Annotated in this window: 9 protein-coding genes; 5 read left to right on the forward strand and 4 right to left on the reverse strand. The window is 70.9% G+C overall.

Translation table 11 applies throughout. The features are described 5' to 3' along the window. Positions 1-227 precede the first annotated feature (227 nt). Positions 228-3,779 (reverse strand): CDP-glycerol glycerophosphotransferase family protein, encoded by a 3,552-nt coding sequence (locus tag ACIPEK_RS00005; RefSeq protein ID WP_401989371.1) that lies wholly within the window; start codon positions 3,777-3,779, stop codon positions 228-230. Between the two features lie 101 nt (positions 3,780-3,880). On the opposite strand from ACIPEK_RS00005, the gene ACIPEK_RS00010 reads away from it, so the two are divergent. From ACIPEK_RS00010 to ACIPEK_RS00030, 5 genes are all read left to right on the forward strand, one after another. Beyond that, positions 3,881-5,905 carry a CDP-glycerol glycerophosphotransferase family protein gene (locus ACIPEK_RS00010; RefSeq protein WP_401989372.1) on the forward strand — a complete coding sequence of 675 codons (2,025 nt, stop codon included), beginning with the start codon at positions 3,881-3,883 and terminating at the stop codon, positions 5,903-5,905. Positions 5,906-6,019: 114 nt separating this feature from the next. Continuing rightward, a complete protein-coding gene (locus ACIPEK_RS00015; protein ID WP_401989373.1) occupies positions 6,020-9,586 on the forward strand; it encodes a CDP-glycerol glycerophosphotransferase family protein in 3,567 nt (1,188 codons plus the stop codon). A 216-nt stretch (positions 9,587-9,802) separates the two neighbouring features. Continuing rightward, positions 9,803-11,044 carry a glycosyltransferase family 39 protein gene (locus ACIPEK_RS00020; protein WP_401989374.1) on the forward strand — a complete coding sequence of 414 codons (1,242 nt, stop codon included), beginning with the start codon at positions 9,803-9,805 and terminating at the stop codon, positions 11,042-11,044. A 40-nt stretch (positions 11,045-11,084) separates the two neighbouring features. Next, positions 11,085-12,599, forward strand: a complete 1,515-nt coding sequence (locus ACIPEK_RS00025; RefSeq protein ID WP_401989375.1) for a methyltransferase domain-containing protein — start codon at positions 11,085-11,087, stop codon at positions 12,597-12,599. 70 nt (positions 12,600-12,669) lie between these two features. Next, on the forward strand, positions 12,670-13,038 hold the full coding sequence (locus ACIPEK_RS00030) for a hypothetical protein (protein WP_383071781.1): 369 nt from the start codon (positions 12,670-12,672) through the stop codon (positions 13,036-13,038). 12 nt (positions 13,039-13,050) lie between these two features. On the opposite strand, the gene ACIPEK_RS00035 is transcribed toward ACIPEK_RS00030, so the two are convergent. The 3 genes from ACIPEK_RS00035 to ACIPEK_RS00045 all read right to left on the reverse strand — a co-directional run bounded on the left by ACIPEK_RS00035 (position 13,051) and on the right by ACIPEK_RS00045 (position 18,681). Continuing rightward, positions 13,051-15,255 (reverse strand): CDP-glycerol glycerophosphotransferase family protein, encoded by a 2,205-nt coding sequence (locus ACIPEK_RS00035; RefSeq protein WP_401989376.1) that lies wholly within the window; start codon positions 15,253-15,255, stop codon positions 13,051-13,053. Positions 15,256-15,298: 43 nt separating this feature from the next. Beyond that, positions 15,299-17,611 (reverse strand): CDP-glycerol glycerophosphotransferase family protein, encoded by a 2,313-nt coding sequence (locus ACIPEK_RS00040; protein WP_401989377.1) that lies wholly within the window; start codon positions 17,609-17,611, stop codon positions 15,299-15,301. A 158-nt stretch (positions 17,612-17,769) separates the two neighbouring features. Then, complete coding sequence (locus ACIPEK_RS00045) at positions 17,770-18,681, reverse strand: carbohydrate ABC transporter permease (protein ID WP_327274903.1); 912 nt, start codon at positions 18,679-18,681, stop codon at positions 17,770-17,772. Positions 18,682-18,689 lie beyond the last annotated feature (8 nt).

Below are 18,689 nucleotides of genomic sequence, written 5' to 3' on the forward strand. Positions count from 1 at the left end.
TGGGGGGACCCCCTTCGCGTTGCCTCCCTCCTCCGCCTTGCAGCTGCACGCACCCAGCCCCGCTCCTTCTCCCACCCCCCATGTGCCGGTCGGTCCAAGTGAGTCTTGGACCCACTGCCGCGTACTGGGCGCATCCCGAACGAACCCCCGTTCCCACCCCCCGAACCACCGCCAGGACTCACTCCCGCTCACCACGACTCACTTCAGCTCAGTAAACCGACAGCAGCTCACAACCCCTCGGCGAGCAGCCGGTCCGCGACCCGCGCCGCCGCCCCGCCGTCGTCCAGGTCGCAGAAGTCCCGGCGGAAACTCTCGTACGCCTCCGCGTGCCGGGCCGCCGACGCGGTCAGGGCGCCGGCGTCGCGCAGGACCCCGGCGATCTCGTTTGTGCCGACGAGCAGCGGCCCCGGCGCCCGGGTCTCGAAGTCCAGACAGAAACCGCGCACCGTGTCGCGGTAGTGCTCCAGGTCGTAGGTGTGGAAGAGCATCGGACGGCCCGTGTGCGCGTAGTCGAACATCAGCCCCGAATAGTCCGTGACCAGTACATCGGCGATCAGCAGCAGCTCCGCGGTGTCCGGGTGCGCCGACACATCGCGTACGCCGTGTCCTTCGGGCACGCTCCCGGTCACCTGTGGATGGCGCCGCACCAGCACGGTGTGGCCGTCGCCGAGGGACCGCGCCAGCGCCGCCAGGTCGAGCGCCGGATCCCAGCGGTAGCGGGGCCGCTCGCCACCGGTGCCGGACGGGTGGGCCAGCTGGTCACGGTAGGTCGGCGCGTACAGCACGACCCGGCGGCCGTCCGGGATGCCGAGCCTGCGCCGTACCCGCTCGGCGGTCTTGGCCCGGTCAGCCGAGAAGAGCAGATCGTTGGCGGGGGAACCCGCCTCCAGGACCTCGCCCCCGTAGCCGAGCGCGCGGCGCAGCAGCGGGGTGGAGTGGCGGCTGGGGGAGACCAGGACGGACCACTGGGCCGCCCGGCGCGGCAGCGAGGCGAGCTGGTGGTGGTCGGCGTACAGGGTGCCGCCCAGATCCGTGCCGAAGCGGCCGAGCGGGGTGCCGTGCCAGGTCTGCACGACGGTCTGGCCGGGCCGCCGCTCGAACCACTCGGGCAGCTGGTCGGCGGTGACGATCCGGCGGGACCGCGCCAGCGCCTCGTACCAGGCGGCGCTGTGTTCGATGACCGGGACGGTGGCGGACGGGATGTGTCCGTGGAGCCCGTCGGTGACCCAGAGGTGCTCCGACTCCACGCCCCGGCGCAGGAGTTCGGCGTGGACGGCGCGCGGTGAGGCGCCGCCCGTGTAGAGGACGGCGTCCCGCAGCGGCAGTGCGCGCCGGGCCGGATAGTGCGTGCCGCGCAGTTCGGCCCGGCGGTACGCACCCCGCTCGGCGACCGCGAGTACCGGTCCGGCCTGCACGGTCAGCCGGTCGCCGAACCTGCGGTCCAGGGCGAACTCCCGGCCGGGTGCGGGGGCCGTGGAGTCCGCCGCCGTGCGCCGGAGCGGCAGACGGGCGGTGAGTGCGGTCAGCACACGGACCGGCCGGCCGCCCAGATACGCGTCCCAGCGGCCCTCGTGCAGCCCCGCGGCCACCGAGGGCGCGAGGAACGCGGTGAAGCGGCACCCCTCGTAAGTTCCCTCGTAAGCCACTTCGGGCGTACCCGCGCGTGCTTCCCCGTACGTTGCCGCGCGCGGCTCCTCATGTGTGACGGGGACCGTCACCGTCTCGCGCAGTGCCTCGTGCCGCAGTACGAGGTGGGTCGGACCTTCCTCCTCCCGTACGCCCGTTCCGGCGCCGGTCACCCCCTCCACCCGCAGCGCACCGTCCGACGTCCACGCCGCCCCGTCCACGAACGGCTGCCCGCTCAGGTCCAGCACCAGCTCGCCCACCGCATCGGCCACGACCGGCGGCGCCGCCTCCGGGGCCGCGGCCAGCGGCACCCTCGACCCGTCCGCCAGCACCAGCCGCGCCCGCCACCGCCCGCCGGGCTCCGGCTCGACCTCGCGGGGCGCCCGGTGCGGCGCCTGTGGTGCGGCCGCCATCCCGGCGAGGTCGGTGAGCGGAATCCGTACCGCGAAACGGCCGTCGGCCCGGCACTCGACCGGGTGGCCGAACTCCTGGTCAGCCACCCCTTCGCAGGTCAGCACCAGGGCCTTCGGCCGGGCGCCCCCGTACAGCCGGCCGGTCAACTCCAGCTCCTCGCCGATGCGACGGTCCTCGCACCGGGCCGGCAGTTGCGCCAGGGTCAGCCTCAGCCGCCCGTCCAGGTAGTCGAGCACCGCCCGCCGTCCCTCGCCCAGGTCATGGACGAGCGGCTGTACGGACCCCGCCTCCACGGCCCGCACCGCCACCCGGCGGGCCGTGCCATGAGCGGCCACCATCATGCCCACCATCCAGCCGCCGGGCCGCAGCCGACGCGGGTCGAGAGTCAACTCGAAACCCGCGTTATCGTAACTATGCACCTGCTGGCCGGAGTTGATGGTCGCCTCGGGTGCGGGAACGTTCCGCACCGGCACCGTCCGCAGATGCTGACCGCGGGTCGCGCGCACCATGCCCACCTTCAGCGAGTGGCGCGGAGCCGCGGCCGGCAGATTGCGGATGTACGCGTAACCGCGCAGCAGCAGCTTCCCGTCGTCGCCCCACTGGGCCTCCAACAGCCGTGCCACGGCCGGGAGATCGGTACGCGCGAGGCGGGTGCTGTCCGGAATGCCGGGGAAACCGGCCTGCCGCCGCCCCGGCACGCCGCCGACCGTGAACGTTCCGGCGCCGTTGGCCCGTTCGAAGGCGAGCACGGCCAGCAGCTCCGCAAGCCTGCGCTCCTTCACCAGCTGCCACTTGATCCGCAGCTCCACCGGCAGTTCATGGGCCACTGCCCGGCCCGACCTGGCCGCCCCGTCCATCCGCTCCATCCGGTCCAGGAACGCCCCCGCGTCCGCCATGAACGCATCCCGGTACTCGGGCCCGCCCATCGCGAGCCCCTCCAGGAAGTACACGAAGTCGTCGCGCAGGCACGAGAGGTCGTAGCGGCGCCGCGCACCGCCGTTCGCCACCCCGCCCCGGCCCGCCAGGAACGCGCTGACCTGCTCGCACGCCGAGATACGGTCCCGTACGCCCTGCACATCCGTACGCCGCCGGGTGATCGACCCCTCCCGGACCCGCCAGTAGTAGACATGCTTGTGCAGTACATCGACCGAGCCCGCGAGGAAGTGCGCCGGGATCATCACCGGGGTGTCCTCGTAGAGCTTCCCCTCCGGGAAGGCGAAGGCGTGCCGGTCCCAGAAGGAGCGCCGGAACACCTTGTTCCAGGCGACCCGGTCGGCGAGCAGTCGCGGATCGCGGCTGATGTGGGTGCGGGCCCGGGTGGCGGTCAGCCAGCGGTACTGCCAGGCCTGCTGCCGCCCTTGCTCGTTCAGCCGCCACACATTGCCGGTCGCGAGGTCGGAGCCGGTCGACTCCAGTGACGCCAGCATCTGTTCGTAGGCGTCGTGGACGACGATGTCGTCGCTGTCGACGAACGCCAGATACGGCACGTCCGCCGTGGTGTGCCGCACGCCGGTGTTGCGGGCCGCGCTCAGCCCCGCGTTGGGCTGACGGACGTAGCGGAAGCGGCGGTCGCGGGCGGCGAACGCCCTGGCGAGGGCCGCGCTGCCGTCCGTCGAACCGTCGTCGACGAGGACCACCTCGATGTCGGAGACCGACTGTTCGGCCACTGACCGCAGGCAGTCCTCCAGATAGTCCTCGACGTTGTGGACCGGGACGACGACACTGAGGCGCGGCTTCATGCCAGGTCAACCGGGGCGGACGCGCCTGGTCACCGGCACTGCCCCGAACGGGTGAACACGCGATTCGGTGCGCGGTGGGTGCGCGATTACCCTCGGCTGCCATGCTCCTCAGTGTTGTCGTGCCCGTCCACCGCGTTCAGGGATATCTCAGGGCGAGCCTGGACTCCGTGCTGGGCCAGGGCCCCGTTGATTCGGAGCTTCTCGTCGTCGACGACGGGTCGAGGGACGGCAGCGCCGAGATCGCCGCCGAGTTCGCGGCGCGCGACCCGAGGATCAGGGTGATCACCCTCGCCGAGCACCGCGGGGCGGGTCCGGCCCGCAACGCCGGGGCGGCAGAGGCACGGGGGCGCTATCTCCTCTTCCTCGACGGCGACGACCTGCTGCGCCCGGGCGCCCTGGAAGCGATCACCGGCCGGCTGGCCGCGAGCGAACCGGACGTGCTCCTCCTCGGACACGACCGCATCGACTGGTGGGGGGACGTCTCGTCCCCGGCATCCGTCATCCCGTCCCCGGCGTCCGTTGCCGAGGGCTTCTCCACCGCCGTCCCGCGCCTCTTCCGCCGCGCCTTCTGGACCGCGCACGGTCTCCACTTCACCGACGGCCCCTATGAGGACGTCCTGCCCGTTCACCGTGCCACCCTCCTCGCCTCCGACGCCGGCACACTCGACACCCTCGACCGGATCTGTGTCCGCCACCGCATCCGCCGCTCCGGCACCTTCGCCACCACCCCGGGACGCCACCACTTCGCGATCCTCGACGCATACGAACGGCTGCTCGCCGAGACGGGCCACGACCCACGGATCCGGGCGGCGCGCACCCACCACCTGCGTGCCGTCCTCGCCGACCCCGGCCGGACCGCCCCCGAGGACCGCGCCGCCTTCCACCGCGCCGCGGCCCTCCCCGGCAACTACGCCGTCCACCGCGCCCGGGAAGCCGTCCGCACCGGCCGCACCCGCGCCCGGGCCGCCCTGCGCCACGGCAAGAAGACGCTCCGGGCCCGCGTCATGCGCGCCGCCTACCGAACGGATCTGCTCCGCCCCCTGGACCCCGACCTCGCGGTGTACGGGGCCTATTGGAACCGAGGAGTCGCCTGCAACCCGGCCGCGATCCACGCCAAGGCCCTCGAACTCGCCCCGCACATCCGGGGCGTCTGGGCCGTCTCCTCCCGTCACCGCGACCGGATGCCGCCCGGCATCCCGTACGTCATCGAGGGCTCCCGCGCCTACTGGCGGGCGATGGCCACCGCCACGTACCTGATCAACAACTCCAGCTTCCCCGGCGGCTTCACCAAACGCCCCGGCCAGCGGTATCTCCAGACCCACCACGGCACCCCGCTGAAGACCATGGGCCTGGACCAGCGCGCCTACCCGGCCCTCACCAACGGCATCAGCTTCGAGAAGATCGTCGCCCACGCCGACCAGTGGGACTTCTCCCTCTCCGCCAACCCGCACACCACCGAGATCTGGGACCGTGTCTACCCGTCCGGCTACGAGCATCTGAACCTCGGCTACCCGCGCAACGACATCTTCTTCACCGCCACCCCCGAGCAGACCGCCGCGATCCGGCAGCGACTCTCCCTCGCCCCGGACCGCACGGTCCTGCTGTACGCGCCCACCCATCGCGACTACCACAAGGGTTTCGTCCCCCACCTCGACCTGGAACGACTCGCCCGCGAACTCGGACCGGACTACGTCGTGCTGGTCCGGGCGCACTACTTCTACGGCCGCTCGGCGCAGCTGGACGGCGCCCGGGTGGTGGACGTGACCGCATATCCGTCCGTCGAGGAACTCTGCCTGGTCTCCGACGCGTTGATCACCGACTACTCGTCGCTGATGTTCGACTACGCCTGCCTGGACCGCCCGATCATCAGCCACGCCCCGGACTGGGCCGCCTACCGGGCCTCGCGCGGCACCTACTTCGATCTGCTGTCCGGACGCCCCGGCGACACCCCGGGCGCGGTCGCCAGCGACGAGGACGAGCTGCTGGAACTGTTCAGGACGGGCGAGTGGCGCTCGGCGCGGACAGCGGAGCTGCGGGCGGCGTTCCGGGTGCGCTTCTGTCCGTACGACGACGGACACGCGGCCGAGCGCGTGGTGCGGCGGCTGTTCCTGAGCGACAGGGAGTAAGCGCGGCGCAGCCGATGTCACCCGTTCGGGAAAGACCGCAACCGGTGACCCCCGGCCCTGCACGGGGTTGAGCCATACGGACAACCAGGCCCCCGATGAACGGACGTGCTCAACATGCCGCCACGGCTCAGTGTCGTCGTACCCGTCCACAACGTCGAGCTCTATCTGACGGACTGCCTGAAGTCCCTCGCGGAGCAGACCATGGCCGACCTGGAGGTGGTGATGGTCGACGACGGGTCCACCGACAACAGTGCGGTCCTGGCCGCCGAGTTCGCCGAACAGGACGGCAGGTTCCGGCTGGTGAGCCAGGAGAACGGCGGACTCGGGCACGCCCGCAACACCGGGGTCCGCAACTGCGACCCGGGTGCCCGCCATCTCGCTTTCGTCGACAGCGACGACGTGCTCCCGCCCCGCGCGTACGAACTTCTCGTCGGCGCCCTGGAGGAGACCGGCTCGGACATCGCGTCCGGCAATGTGCTGCGGCTGCGGGCCTCCGGAAAGCTCCAGCAGTCGCCCAACTTCCGCAAGCCCATGGCGACGACCCGGCTGCGCACCCACATCTCCCGCGACTGGGACCTCGCCGCCGACCGGATCGCCTGCAACAAGGTCTTCCGCCGGTCCTTCTGGGACGAGCACGCCTTCGCCTTCCCGGTCGGCGCCCTCTACGAGGACATCCCGGTCGTCCTGCCCGCCCACTTCCTGGCCCGCTCCGTCGATGTGCTGAAGGACGCGGTCTACCACTGGCGCGACCGGGCGGGCTCGATCACCACCCGTCGGGCCGTCGTCCGCGGTATCCAGGACCGGGCCTCGCACGTGCTGGGCGTCTCCACCTTCCTCGACGAGCACCGCGGTGCCGCCGACAAACGGCAGTACGAGGCGCACGTCCTCGCCAACGACCTCTGGTACTTCATGGAGGCGCTGCCCGACGGCGACGAGGAGTACCGGCGTGCCTTCCTCACCTACGCGAACGAGTTCACCGACCAGGTCGACCCGGCCGTCCTCGACGCGCTCCCGCTGCGGCTGCGCCTGATGTGGTACCTCGTGCGCGAACGGCGGACCGACGAACTGCTGGCCCTGCTCGCCTTCGACAAGGCCGAGCCGGGAGCATTCGCGGTACGGGGCGTGCGGCGCCGCAGCGCCTTCTTCCCCGCCCTCGTCCGGCCGGTGCCGCGCTCGGTGCTGCGGGTCACCGACCGGGATCTGCCGCTCACCGCCCGGCTGCGGGACGCCCACTGGCGGGGCGGCAAGCTGCACCTCAAGGGGTACGCGTACATCCGGAATCTGCCCGCCACCACGCGCGGCAGCGAGTTCCGGGCCGGCTGGCTGCGGGCGGGACGACGGCATGTGCTGCCGCTGCGGCTGCGCACGGTCGCCGAACCCGAGGCCACCGTCCGGTCGCGGCAGAGCCTGCACGACTACGGCCGGTCCGGCTTCGAGACCGTCATCGACCCGGCCAGGCTCCGCATCGATGCGGCCGGCAGCCTCGAACGGCTCACCTGGCGCCTGGAGATCGGCATCGCCGGGCACGGCATGCTGCGCCGCTCCGGCCTCTCGACGAGCGAGGCGGCCGCACCGCCACCCGTGCACCGGCCCGACGGCGACCACCGGATCGTGCCCGCCTTCGAGAGCGGCAGGCTCGTGCTGCACGCCGAGCGGATCGATGCCCGCTTCGAGACACACCGCGAGGGCGGCACGGGCGGCGGCGCAGGCACCGTGGTGATCGACGGGATGATCCGCGACCGTCTCGGCAAGGGACCGTTGCGCCTCGCACTCACCCACCGGGCCTCCGGTACCTCCTTCGACTGTCCGGTGACCGTGCACGAGGGGGCGGTGCCCTCGGCTGCGGGGTGGCGGCGTTTCACAGCCGATGTCCCGCTCGGAGCCTTCGCCGACGCCCGGCAGGCAGCGGGGGAGGGGGCGGCGCCCGCACAACTGCCGTACAGCCTCCAGCTCGTCGGCCCGGACGGGCGCAGGACACCGATCGATGTGCCGGGGCCTGTACTGCCGGGCCGCTACCCGCTGGGCAGGGACGGCGACCATCGGCGCGAACTCGGTCTGACCGCAAGCTCCCGCGGCAATCTGCTGATCAGCGACCGCACCGTACAACCCGCCGTCGACCTGGCGACCTGGACGGAGGACGGACAGCTCCTCCTGGAGGGCACCTTCCCCGACGACCCGGAACGGCCCGTCGAGCTGGTGGCCCGGCACAGCGGACACGGCGAGGAGGCCGTCTTCCCCCTCACCTCCTCCGGGGCCGTCGGGGCGCGGCGGTTCAGGGCCGCGCTCCGGCCGGACGCCGTAGGGGGACCCGGTGGGAAACTGCCGCTGGGCCAGGGCCACTGGTACCTCTTCCTCCGCGAGAAGGGTGCGAGGGACGACGCGTACGACGCCCCGCTGCGCATCCCGGCCGCCGCCCACCGCACCCTGCCCGCCGCCCGCTCCCTCGCGGGCCGGGAGTACCTCATCGAACGGCGCTTCCACGACCAGCTGCTGATCAACTGCGCATCGGTGCTCACCGCCGCGGAACGCGGTGCGCGCGGCAAGCGGCTGCTGCGCGAGGCATACCGGGGCCTGCGCATGGCACCTCTGCGCGACACCGTGCTCTACAGCAGCTTCGACGGCCGCCAGTACTCCGACTCGCCGCGCGCGATCCATGAGGAAGTGGCACGGCGGGGAGCCGGGTCGGAGCATATGTGGGTGGTGCGCGACCAGCAGGCCCGTATTCCGGCGGGAGCCACGGCCGTCGAGCACGGCTCCGCCGCCTGGCACGAGGCGCTGGCCCGCAGCCGTTGCATCGTCACCAACACCCAGCTGCCGGAGTGGTTCGAGCGGCGCGAGGGCCAGTGCGTCGTCCAGACCTGGCACGGCACCCCCCTCAAGCGCATCGGTCTCGACCTCGCGGGCACCGCCCAGGCCAACACCGCCTATATCGCCACCATCGAGCGGCGCGCCCGCCAGTGGAGCGTCCTGGTCTCCCCGAACCGCTTCTCCACCCCCGTCCTGCGGCGCTCGTTCGGCTACCGGGGCGAGGTCCTGGAGTGCGGCTATCCCCGCAACGACCTGTTCCATGCCTCGGACCGGACCAAGGTCGCCGCGGCGGTACGGGAGCGGCTCGGCATCCCCGAGGGCAAGCGGGTCGTGCTGTACGCGCCGACCTGGCGCGAGGACCGGCCGCAGGGCGGCGGCCGCTACGCCCTCGACCTGCAGCTCGACCTGGCCGTCGCCGAACGCGAACTCGGCGCGGACACCGTCCTGTTGGTCCGACGTCACTATCTGGTCGCCGACCGTCTCCCGGACAGCGGCAGCGGCTTCGTCCGTGACGTCTCGCGCTACGGGGACGTCGGCGAGCTGATGCTGGTCAGCGACGCGTTGGTCACCGACTACTCCTCGCTGATGTTCGACTTCGCCCAGACCGGCCGACCGATGCTCTTCCACACCCACGATCTGGCGCACTACCGCGACACCCTGCGCGGCTTCTGCTTCGACTTCGAGGCCCGCGCCCCCGGCCCCCTGATCCCCGGCTCCGCCGGACTCGTCGAGGCGCTGCGCGACCCGGAGCGGGCCACCAGGGGACACGCGAAGGCGTACGAGGCATTTCTCCGGGACTTCTGCGACCTGGACGACGGACACGCGGCGGCGAGGGTGGTCGACCGGATGCTCCAGGGCCTTGGCCGGCCCTGACCGGCCTTGATCCGCCGGACCGTGGTCCGCGCGGCCCGGCCGGTTCCGGTGCCGGCCGGGCAGGGGCGCCGAGGTCATCACATCTCATCTGAATCATTCGAGTGATTCAGGGATTCGGACGTTTGCGCAGATACGCAGGGCATCGAAGTCGCGGGCCATGTAAGTGTGGTCATCGGTGCGTTGCTCGGCGTCTTCGGGTTGCTACGTTCTGTTTTCATGGGTATCCGAATGCGATGCGAAACCTGGGACGTACGACGGGCGAGAGCGGTGGTGCTCATTGCTGCGGCCGCCGGTCTCCTCACCCGAATGCTGATCGCGGCGAATACGCCCGGGCCGGCCGACGTGCGGATCTTTCAAGGTTTCGCAGAGGCCATCGTGCGGTACGGCCCCATTCGGATTTACGAACAGCCGCTGCCGGGGCTGCCCGTCTACAACCATCCGCCACTGGCCGGCTGGATACTTCTCGGTCTGCACGAACTCTCCGAACTCGGAATTCCCTTCGGAACGCTGATCAGATCACCCGCCTCGATCGCCGACTTCTTCTGCGCTCTCCTCGTGTTCGAAATCGTGCGTCGGCGCAGCTCGGCCGGTACGGCGGTCGCCTGCGGTGTGGGCGTGGCCGCCAGCCCCGTGCTGATCGCCACCTCCGGCTATCACGGCAACACCGACGCGGTCGCCATCACGTTCGCCCTGGCCGCCGCCCATCTGCTCGTGGACCGGAGGTCGCCGCTGGCCGCCGGGCTGTGCGCCGCGCTCTCGATCAGTGTCAAGTTCGTCCCGGTGGTGGTGATCCCGGCGCTGTTCATCGTCGCGCTGCGCTCCGGCCGGCCGGCGCTCACCCGTTTCACCGCCGGGTTCACCGCCCTCGTCGCCCTCGTCTGGGGACCGGTCCTGGTGACCGTGCCGCAGAGCCTCAAGGAGAACGTCCTGGAGTACGCGGGCGGCAGCTACCGGCTCTGGGGCCTTGTCCGGTTCGCCGATGCGCTCGGCCTGCCGCAGTCCTTCATCACCTTCATCCAGGGCGAGGGTCACTTCCTCTTCGTGCTGGTCTGCGTGTCGGCCGGGGTCTGGCTCGCCTGGCTGCGGCCCGCGCAGCTGCCCGGTGTCGTCGCCGTGACGATGGGCCTGCTGCTGCTGCTCTCCACCGCGTCCGCCCTGCAGTACCTGACCTGGGCGGCCGCCGGGCTGTTCGTCATCGGGTTCTGGGAAGGCGCCGCGTACGGCTGTCTGCTCGGCCTGACGGCGGTCCTCGGATACCAGGGGCGCTCCGCCGTGCGCTGGAGCGAAACGGTGCTGCATCTGGGCGAGGCCGGCTGGTTCCTCCTCGCCGCCTGCCTTGTCAGCGGAGTCCGCAAGATCCTCGCCGCGCAGCCGTCCGCACCCCCGCAATCCCCCGCCGAGCGGACCTCGGTCCCGGCGCCCTGTACCCCGCGGCCCACCGGCTTCCCCGTCAACTGACCGCCCCTCCCAAGCACCGAGCACAACTGGAGAACGCCCCGTGAAGGAAAGCCCGAGCCCCAGGATCGGCATCCTGGTGGTCGCGTACAACGCCGAGACGACGCTGGAGAGGACCCTCGACCGCATTCCGGAAGACTTCCGGTCCAAGGTCGCCGAGGTCCTGATTCTCGACGACGCGAGCCATGACGCGACCTTCACCGCAGGCTGCCGCTGGTCGCAGACGGAGGGGCTGCCGCGGACCGTGGTGATGCGGCACACCAAGAATCTCGGATACGGCGGAAACCAGAAGGCCGGATACGCGCTGGCCGCCGAGCACGGACTCGACATCATCGTGCTGCTGCACGGCGACGGACAGTACGCTCCCGAATTGCTGCCCGACATGGTCGCACCGATCGAACGCGGCGAATGCGATGCCGTGTTCGGCTCGCGGATGATGAAATCCGGATCCGCTCTCAAGGGCGGCATGCCGGTGTACAAATGGCTGGGCAACCGCATTCTCACCCGCCTGGAGAACGCTCTTCTCGGCTCGCAGCTCACCGAATTCCACTCCGGGTACCGCGCCTACAGCGTTGCGGCACTCAAGAGGCTGCCGATCCACCGGAACACCGACGCGTTCGACTTCGACACCCAGATCATCGTCCAGCTGCTCAACGAAGGAATGCGGATCAAGGAGATCCCCGTCCCCACCTACTACGGCGACGAGATCTGCTACGTCAACGGCATGAAGTACGCGAAGGACGTCGTCAAGGACGTCCTCGAATACCGGCTCGCCGTCAAGGGATTCGGCACCTGCGCCTGGATCCCCAAGCCCGTCGAGTACGCATTCAAGGAGGGCGACGGTTCCTCGCACGCCGTCATCCTGGAGAAGATGCGCAGCCTCCCGCCCGGCCGGGTCCTCGATCTCGGCTGCTCCGGCGGCCTGTTCGCACAGCGACTCGAGGCCCTCGGCCACGAAGTGACGGGTGTGGACTACGTCGAAGTCCCCGGCGTACGCGAGAAATGCACCCACTTCCACCTCGCCGACCTGGAGGAGGGGCTGCCCGCGGAGATCGGCACCGACTACGACTATGTCGTCGCCGGAGATGTCATCGAGCACCTCTCCCGCCCCGAGCGCGTGCTCGCCGAGGTCGCCACCGTGCTGCGGCCCGGCGGCCATGTGCTGCTCTCCGTACCGAACTTCAGCCACTGGTACTCACGGCTGCGGGTCGCGCTCGGCGTCTTCGACTACGACCGGCGCGGCATCCTCGACGAAACGCATCTGCGCTTCTTCACCCGGGCCAGCCTGCGCCGCACGGTCAGGAACGCGGGCTACGACGTCCTCCACATCGCCTCCACCGGAGCCCCGTTCTGGGCGCTGCTCGGAGGCGGACCGCTCCCCGCGGTCCTCGGCGGGGTGTCGAAGCTGCTCACCCGGATCCGGCCGACGCTGTTCGGCTATCAGCACGTCGCACTGCTCACCCCGCATGCGGCCGAGACGATCATCGCTGGAGAGCACGTCGATGTACAGGACATCCTCAACCGACGGTACGCCGCTGCCGACCGGGTCGGCGTCTGAGGCCGCCGTCCCCCGTCCCACCCCCGCCCCGACGTCCGAAACCCCGGTCGCCGCAGTCAGGAGCAAGGCCTTGACCCTCCCCAGTCTGATGCTGCTGCTGTTCGCCGTGTTCTCGTCGGCGGGCGGCCAGATCATGCTCAAGCACGGGATGAAGGGCGCCGCGGCCGCCGCCGCGCAGGGCGGCGGGTCCCTCGCCGTGCGCGCCGCGACCAGCCCCTGGGTCGTCCTCGGCCTGGTGGTCTTCGCGGTGTCCGCCATCGCCTGGATGACCACCCTGGCCAAGGTGCCGCTGTCCATCGCCTATCCGTTCAACGCCCTCGGGTATCTGCTGATCGTGCTGGCCGGGGCGACCGTGCTGCACGAGCGGACCTCGATGTGGACCTGGGGAGGGTCGCTGCTCGTGGTCGTCGGCCTCTTCACGGTGATGGCGGGCCAGTAACGCTGAGCAGATTCAAGCCCGTCCGGCAGCGTTCGAGGACACGCCGCCGGACGGGCCCGGCACCACACGCTCCCCCAGCAACACCCTCCGCACCACCCGCTCCGCTGCGCGCCCGTCGTCGTACGGACAGAACCGGGCCCGGAACGCGGCCCGCAGCGCCTCGTTCGCCGGGCTCCGCCAGCTGCCGTCGAGGAAGATCCGGGCCAGCTCGTCCGTATCGGTGGAGACCGCCCCGGGGGTGTCGCCGGGCTTCCCGGACAGCAGATCGAAGCAGACTCCCCGGACCGTGCGGTACGTCTCCCAGTCGGGGGCGTGCACCACGATCGGCCGGTCCAGATGGGCGTAGTCGAACATCACCGACGAGTAGTCCGTCACCAGCGCGTCCGCCGCCAGGCACAGCTCCTCGATCCGCGGATGGTCGCAGACGTCGAGGAGCGAAGGGTGCTCCGGCAGCCCGGCACCCTCGTAGAAGTAGTGGGCGCGGACCAGCACCACGGTGTCCGGGCCGAGCGCCTCGCAGAGGCGGACCAGATCGAGACGGCTGGTGAACGCCGCCTCGTAGTCGCGATGCGTCGGCGCGTACAGGATGGCGCGCCGGCCGGGCCGGATGCCGAGGCCCTCGCGGATCTGTGCGATCCGCTCGTCGGTCGCCGTCGCGAAGACGTCATTGCGCGGATAGCCCGATTCCAGGGACCGGGCGGTGCCCGGATAGGCGCGTGCCCACACCTCGGTGGAGTGCGGGTTGGCGGAGACGCTCCAGTCCCACCGGTCGACGCGCTGGAGCAGCCGGTCGAAGTTCAGCCCCTGGGCCGCCGCCGGATAGTCCTGCTGGTCGAGCCCCATGATCTTCAGCGGGGTGCCGTGATGGGTCATCACATGGATCTGGCCGGGGCGCTTGACCAGATGGTCGGGGAAGTTGACGTTGTTGAAGAAGTACGTGGCACGGGCCAGCAACTGCCAGTAGCGGCGGGTTCCCGGCACCACGTGGTCGATGCCCTGGGGCACCGCGTCCACCTGGTTCTTCGACACCACCCACACGCTGCGCACCTGTGGGGCCAGCTCCTGGGCCTTGCGGAAGACGGCCTCCGGATTGCAGCTCACCCCGCGGTTCCAGTACGCGGCGTAGACGGCGAGCCCGGGGTCCAGCGGAAGCCTGCGCTGCCACCAGTAGTAGCGCGCGGACAGGGTGCGCCTGGCCCGCGCCCGGACCGCGCCGGGCGCCGCCCGCAGACTGCGGCGCAGGGCCAGGACCGTGTCGAGGGCGCCGAGCACGACGTACCGGCCACCGCCCATCAGCTTCGGCCGCAGCCCCTGGGCACCGCCCGGGAAACGGTGCCCTTCCGGCCGGTGCGCACGGTGGAACGCCGCCACGGACCGTACGTAGCGCCTGCGCCGCCAGGTCACCGACGGGTATCCGGAAAGGAGTTCCCAGGCCGCCCGCTCGAAGAGCAGGGTCCGCACGGGATGCAGGAGCGGCCGGTCCCGTACGAACTCCATCAGACCGGCGTACGCGTCGACGAGCTGGTGCGGTGTCGAGCCGTCCGCCGGTTTTGTCGCGTCGGCCGGAACGGGCAGGTGGCGCCGGCCGCGGTGCTCGACGCAGGCGGTGGGGAGCACGGCGACGGACTCGGCCGCGGCGAGGGTCTGCAGTGCGTACATCCGCTCCCCGTGACGCCCCGGTCGGAAGGACAGCTTCTCGCCCTCGTGGAGGATGCGGCGCACGGCGCGGTTCCAGGAGACCGGTGCAATCTCCAGGAGTATGGGGTGTTCGAGCAGGGCGAGCCGGCCCTCGGGCAGTTCGCCGAGCAGCTCCAGCGACCGGGTCGGGCGGGGACGGCCCCGGAACGGGCGCCTGTGATGGCCGAACAGCAGCAGTTCGGGGTCACCGGCGGCGTCCAGCCGGTCGGCGACGGCCTGCAGGGCGCCCGGCAGGTGGACGAAGTTGCCCTCCAGGAAGAGGAGATAGTCCCCGACGGCCCGCTCGGCCCCGGCGTTGCGCCGCCCGTCCGGCCCGGCCCCCGGCGGCAGATGGATGGCCTGCACCCGGTCGTCCCGTGCGGCGAACTCGTCGAACAGCAGCCCTGAACCGTCCGGCGAACCGTCATCGACCCCGATCACCTCGATGTCCGTGAACGACTGCGTGAGCACCGACTCCAGGCACTCGCGCAACTGCCCTCGGGCGCGGCGGACGGGGATGATGACACTCAGCCGGGGCATACAGGCTCTTTCTCGGACTCGGGTCTACGGGGGAGAGGTGCGCTCAGGGGTGGTTGGTGGGCCGCGCTCCGGCGAGGCCGAGGCCCGCGGACGCCTGCCGGTCCGCCGGGACCGTGGCCGTCGCAGGCGCGGAGACCTTGACCTGCGCCGGGTTGCCCGCCGCCGGTGCGGGCCGCCGCCGGGCCGGAGGAATCGCGGGCGGCTGCGCGGACGTGTCGCCCAGGAAGACCCGGCGCACCACCCGCTCCGCCGCGTGCCCGTCGTCGTACGGACAGAAACGCTCCCGGAACGCCGCACGCAGCCGGGCGGAGCGGGTGCCGCACCAGTGGCCGGTCGCGAAGACGTCGAGCAGTTCGTCCTCGCTGTGCGCGATCGCGCCGGGCGGGCAGGAGTGCAGGTCGAAGTAGGTGCCGCGGGCCGCTTCGTACGCCTCGCGGTCGTCGCAGTGGATGACGACGGGCCGGTCCAGATTGGCGTAGTCGAACATCAGCGACGAGTAGTCCGTGATCAGCACGTCCGAGGCGAGCGCGAGCGCCTCGACGCAGGGGTGGCCGCTGACGTCGATGATCCGCGGGTGCGGTTCGCCGACCGGCGGAGCCCCGTACGAGTAGTGGGCGCGGCTCAGGATCACAAAGCCCGGACCGAGGACCCGCAGCACGCGTGCCAGGTCGAGCGCGATGTGCTGGTCGCGCCGGTAGTCGCGGTGCGTGGGCGCGTACAGCAGGGCCAGCGTGCCCTCGGGGATGCCGATCGACTCGCGCAGCCGCGCCACGTCGTCGGCGGTTGCCCGCTGGTAGATGTCGTTGCGCGGATAGCCGTACTCCAGTGTCGCGCAGCTCGCGGAGGCCGACGGATAGGCCTTCTCCCAGACGAGGGTGGAGTGCTGGTTCGCGGAGAGGGAGTAATCCCACTTGTCGACATTGGCCAGCAGCCGGCCGAAGTCCATCCCGCGGGCCGCCGCGGGCCGGTCCTGGAGGTCGAGGCCCATGGTCTTGAGCGGTGTGCCGTGGTGGGTCTGGAGCAGCACCTGGCCGCGCCGCTTGACCAGCCGCCGGTCGAAGTTGACGTTGTTCACCAGATACCTGGAGCGGGCCAGCGCCCGCCAGTAGCCGTACGTTCCGGGGGTGAGCCGCTGTGTTGTGGTGGGCACGGTGTGCGCGTCCTCGGGGCGGCAGATCCAGGCGGTCCGCAGGCCGGGGACCAGTTCGCGGGCCTTCGCCTCGATCGCGGCCGGATTGCAGGCGTAGCCGCGGTGCCAGTACGCCGCGAACACCGCCCGGTCCGCCTGGACGGGCAGCCGCAGCTGGATGCGGTAGTACGCCTGAAGCGCGGCGGCCCGCAGCACCCGGCGGACAGCCGTGGTGACCTTCCGCAGCCGGCCGTGCAGCAACTGCGCGGTCCACAGCGCACGGTACGTGCGGTGCGCGCCCAGCCGGATCAGGCCGTGGCGCAGCCGGGCGCGACGCGGGGCGGGGGCGCCCGGAGTGCGGTAGCGGCCGCAATGGGCGCGGGCGCGGCGGAAGAACTCGGCGCGGCTGCGGCGCGGCAGTCGGCCGGGGGTGGTGAACAGGGTGCAGAAGTGGTCGAGCATCCTGCGGAAGATCACCGGCCGCCAGGGCGCGAGTTCGGGGCGGGCGTCGATGAACGCGAAGACCCGGTCGTACTGTTCGAAGATGTCGAAGTGCTTGCGGCTGGTGGTGGCCAGGATGTTGCCCCGGCGCCGCTGCCGGTAGCCGACGCACACCTGGTCGAGTACCGCGATCGAGCGGGCGGCCAGCAGCACCGGGTACGTCCAGGGCGTGTCCTCGTAGTAGCCGGGCGGGAAGGCGAATCCCTCGGCCTCGACGAACGCCCGGCGGTACGCCTTGTTCCAGACGACCATCAGGACCTTCAGCAGCCCGGGCCGGCCGGCGAGCGTGAAGGTGGCGGGGCCGGTCTCGGCGAGGTGTTCGGCGAAGGTGTTGCGTACGCTCTCGCCCGTCCAGTACGTACGGGCGTAGTCGTAGACCAGGACGTCCGGTTCCCCGGTCTCCTCGATCCGGTCGGCGACGGCCCGCAGGGCGCCGGGGGCGAGGGTGTCGTCGCTGTCCAGGAAGATCAGATAGTCGCCGGTGGCCTGTGCGATCCCGGCGTTACGGGCCCGGCCCAGACCCACGTTCTCCGGCAGATGCAGGGCCCGCACCCGTTGGTCGCGGGCGGCGAACTCGTCGATGACGGCGCCGCAGGCATCGGGTGAGCAGTCGTCAACCGCGATGAGCTCGAAGTCCTCGAAGGACTGGGTCAGCACCGAGTCCAGGCTCTCGTGCAGATACGCCTGAACCCGGTACGCGGGCACGATGACACTGAACCGGGGCACAACACATCCATGGGTCGTTCGCAGCGCGGGCGGGCGGTCCGCAAACTTCCGATGGGGTGACAGGGTTACGCCAAAATATGGCAAATCCGCAAAATTGCAGGTGGGGTGGTCCTGTTGCGGTGAACAGGACCACCCCGTGTTGACGTACGGCTGTGCGGCTACTTCACCGCGCCCGCCATCACGCCGGAGACGAACTGACGCTGGAAGGCGAAGAAGACCGCAAGCGGAATGACCATCGACACGAAGGCGCCGGGCGCCAGCACATCGATGTTGTTGCCGAACTGCCGTACCTGCTGCTGCAGGGCCACCGTGATCGGCGGGGAGCCGGAGTCCGCGAAGATCAGTGCGACCAGCATGTCGTTCCACACCCAGAGGAACTGGAAGATCCCGAGCGAGGCGATCGCCGGGCCGCCCAGCGGCATCACGACCCGGGTGAAGAGCCGGATCTCGCCCGCCCCGTCGAGCCGGGCCGCCTCCAGCAGCTCCCTCGGGATCTCCGCGAAGAAGTTCCGCAGCAGGAAGATCGCGAAGGGCAGACCGAAAGCCGTGTGGAAGATGATCACACCGAAGGTCGTCTCGAAGATCCCGACCGCGCCGAAGAGCTTGGAGACGGGGACCAGGGCGACCTGCACCGGCACCACCAACAGCCCCACGACCACGAGGAACCACCAGTCGCGGCCGGGGAACTCCATCCAGGCGAAGGCGTATCCGGCCAGTGAACCGATCACGACGACCAGGACGGTCGCCGGGACGGTGATCATGACCGTGCTGAGGAGGGAGTGGGTGATGGTCGAATTGTCCAGCAGCCGCGAGTAGTTGTCGAAGGTGAGCTGTGACGGGGCCGTGAAGACCTTCCACCAGCCGGTCGACGCGATGTCGTCCGCACCGCGCAGCGAGGACAGCAGCAGCCCGATGGTCGGCATCAGCCAGAACAGGCCCACCAGGATGAGGAAGACCCGCATCACACCGCCGCCGGCACGGGCGGCGATGCGTGCGCCGAGGGACTGTTCGGCCTTCACCGGTTCGGTTGCGGCTGTCGTGCTCGTGGCCGTGTTCGACGCTGTCGTCATCGGCGCCC

The sequence above is a fragment of the Streptomyces sp. NPDC088246 genome (genome assembly GCF_044741025.1).
GTDB lineage: Bacteria > Actinomycetota > Actinomycetes > Streptomycetales > Streptomycetaceae > Streptomyces.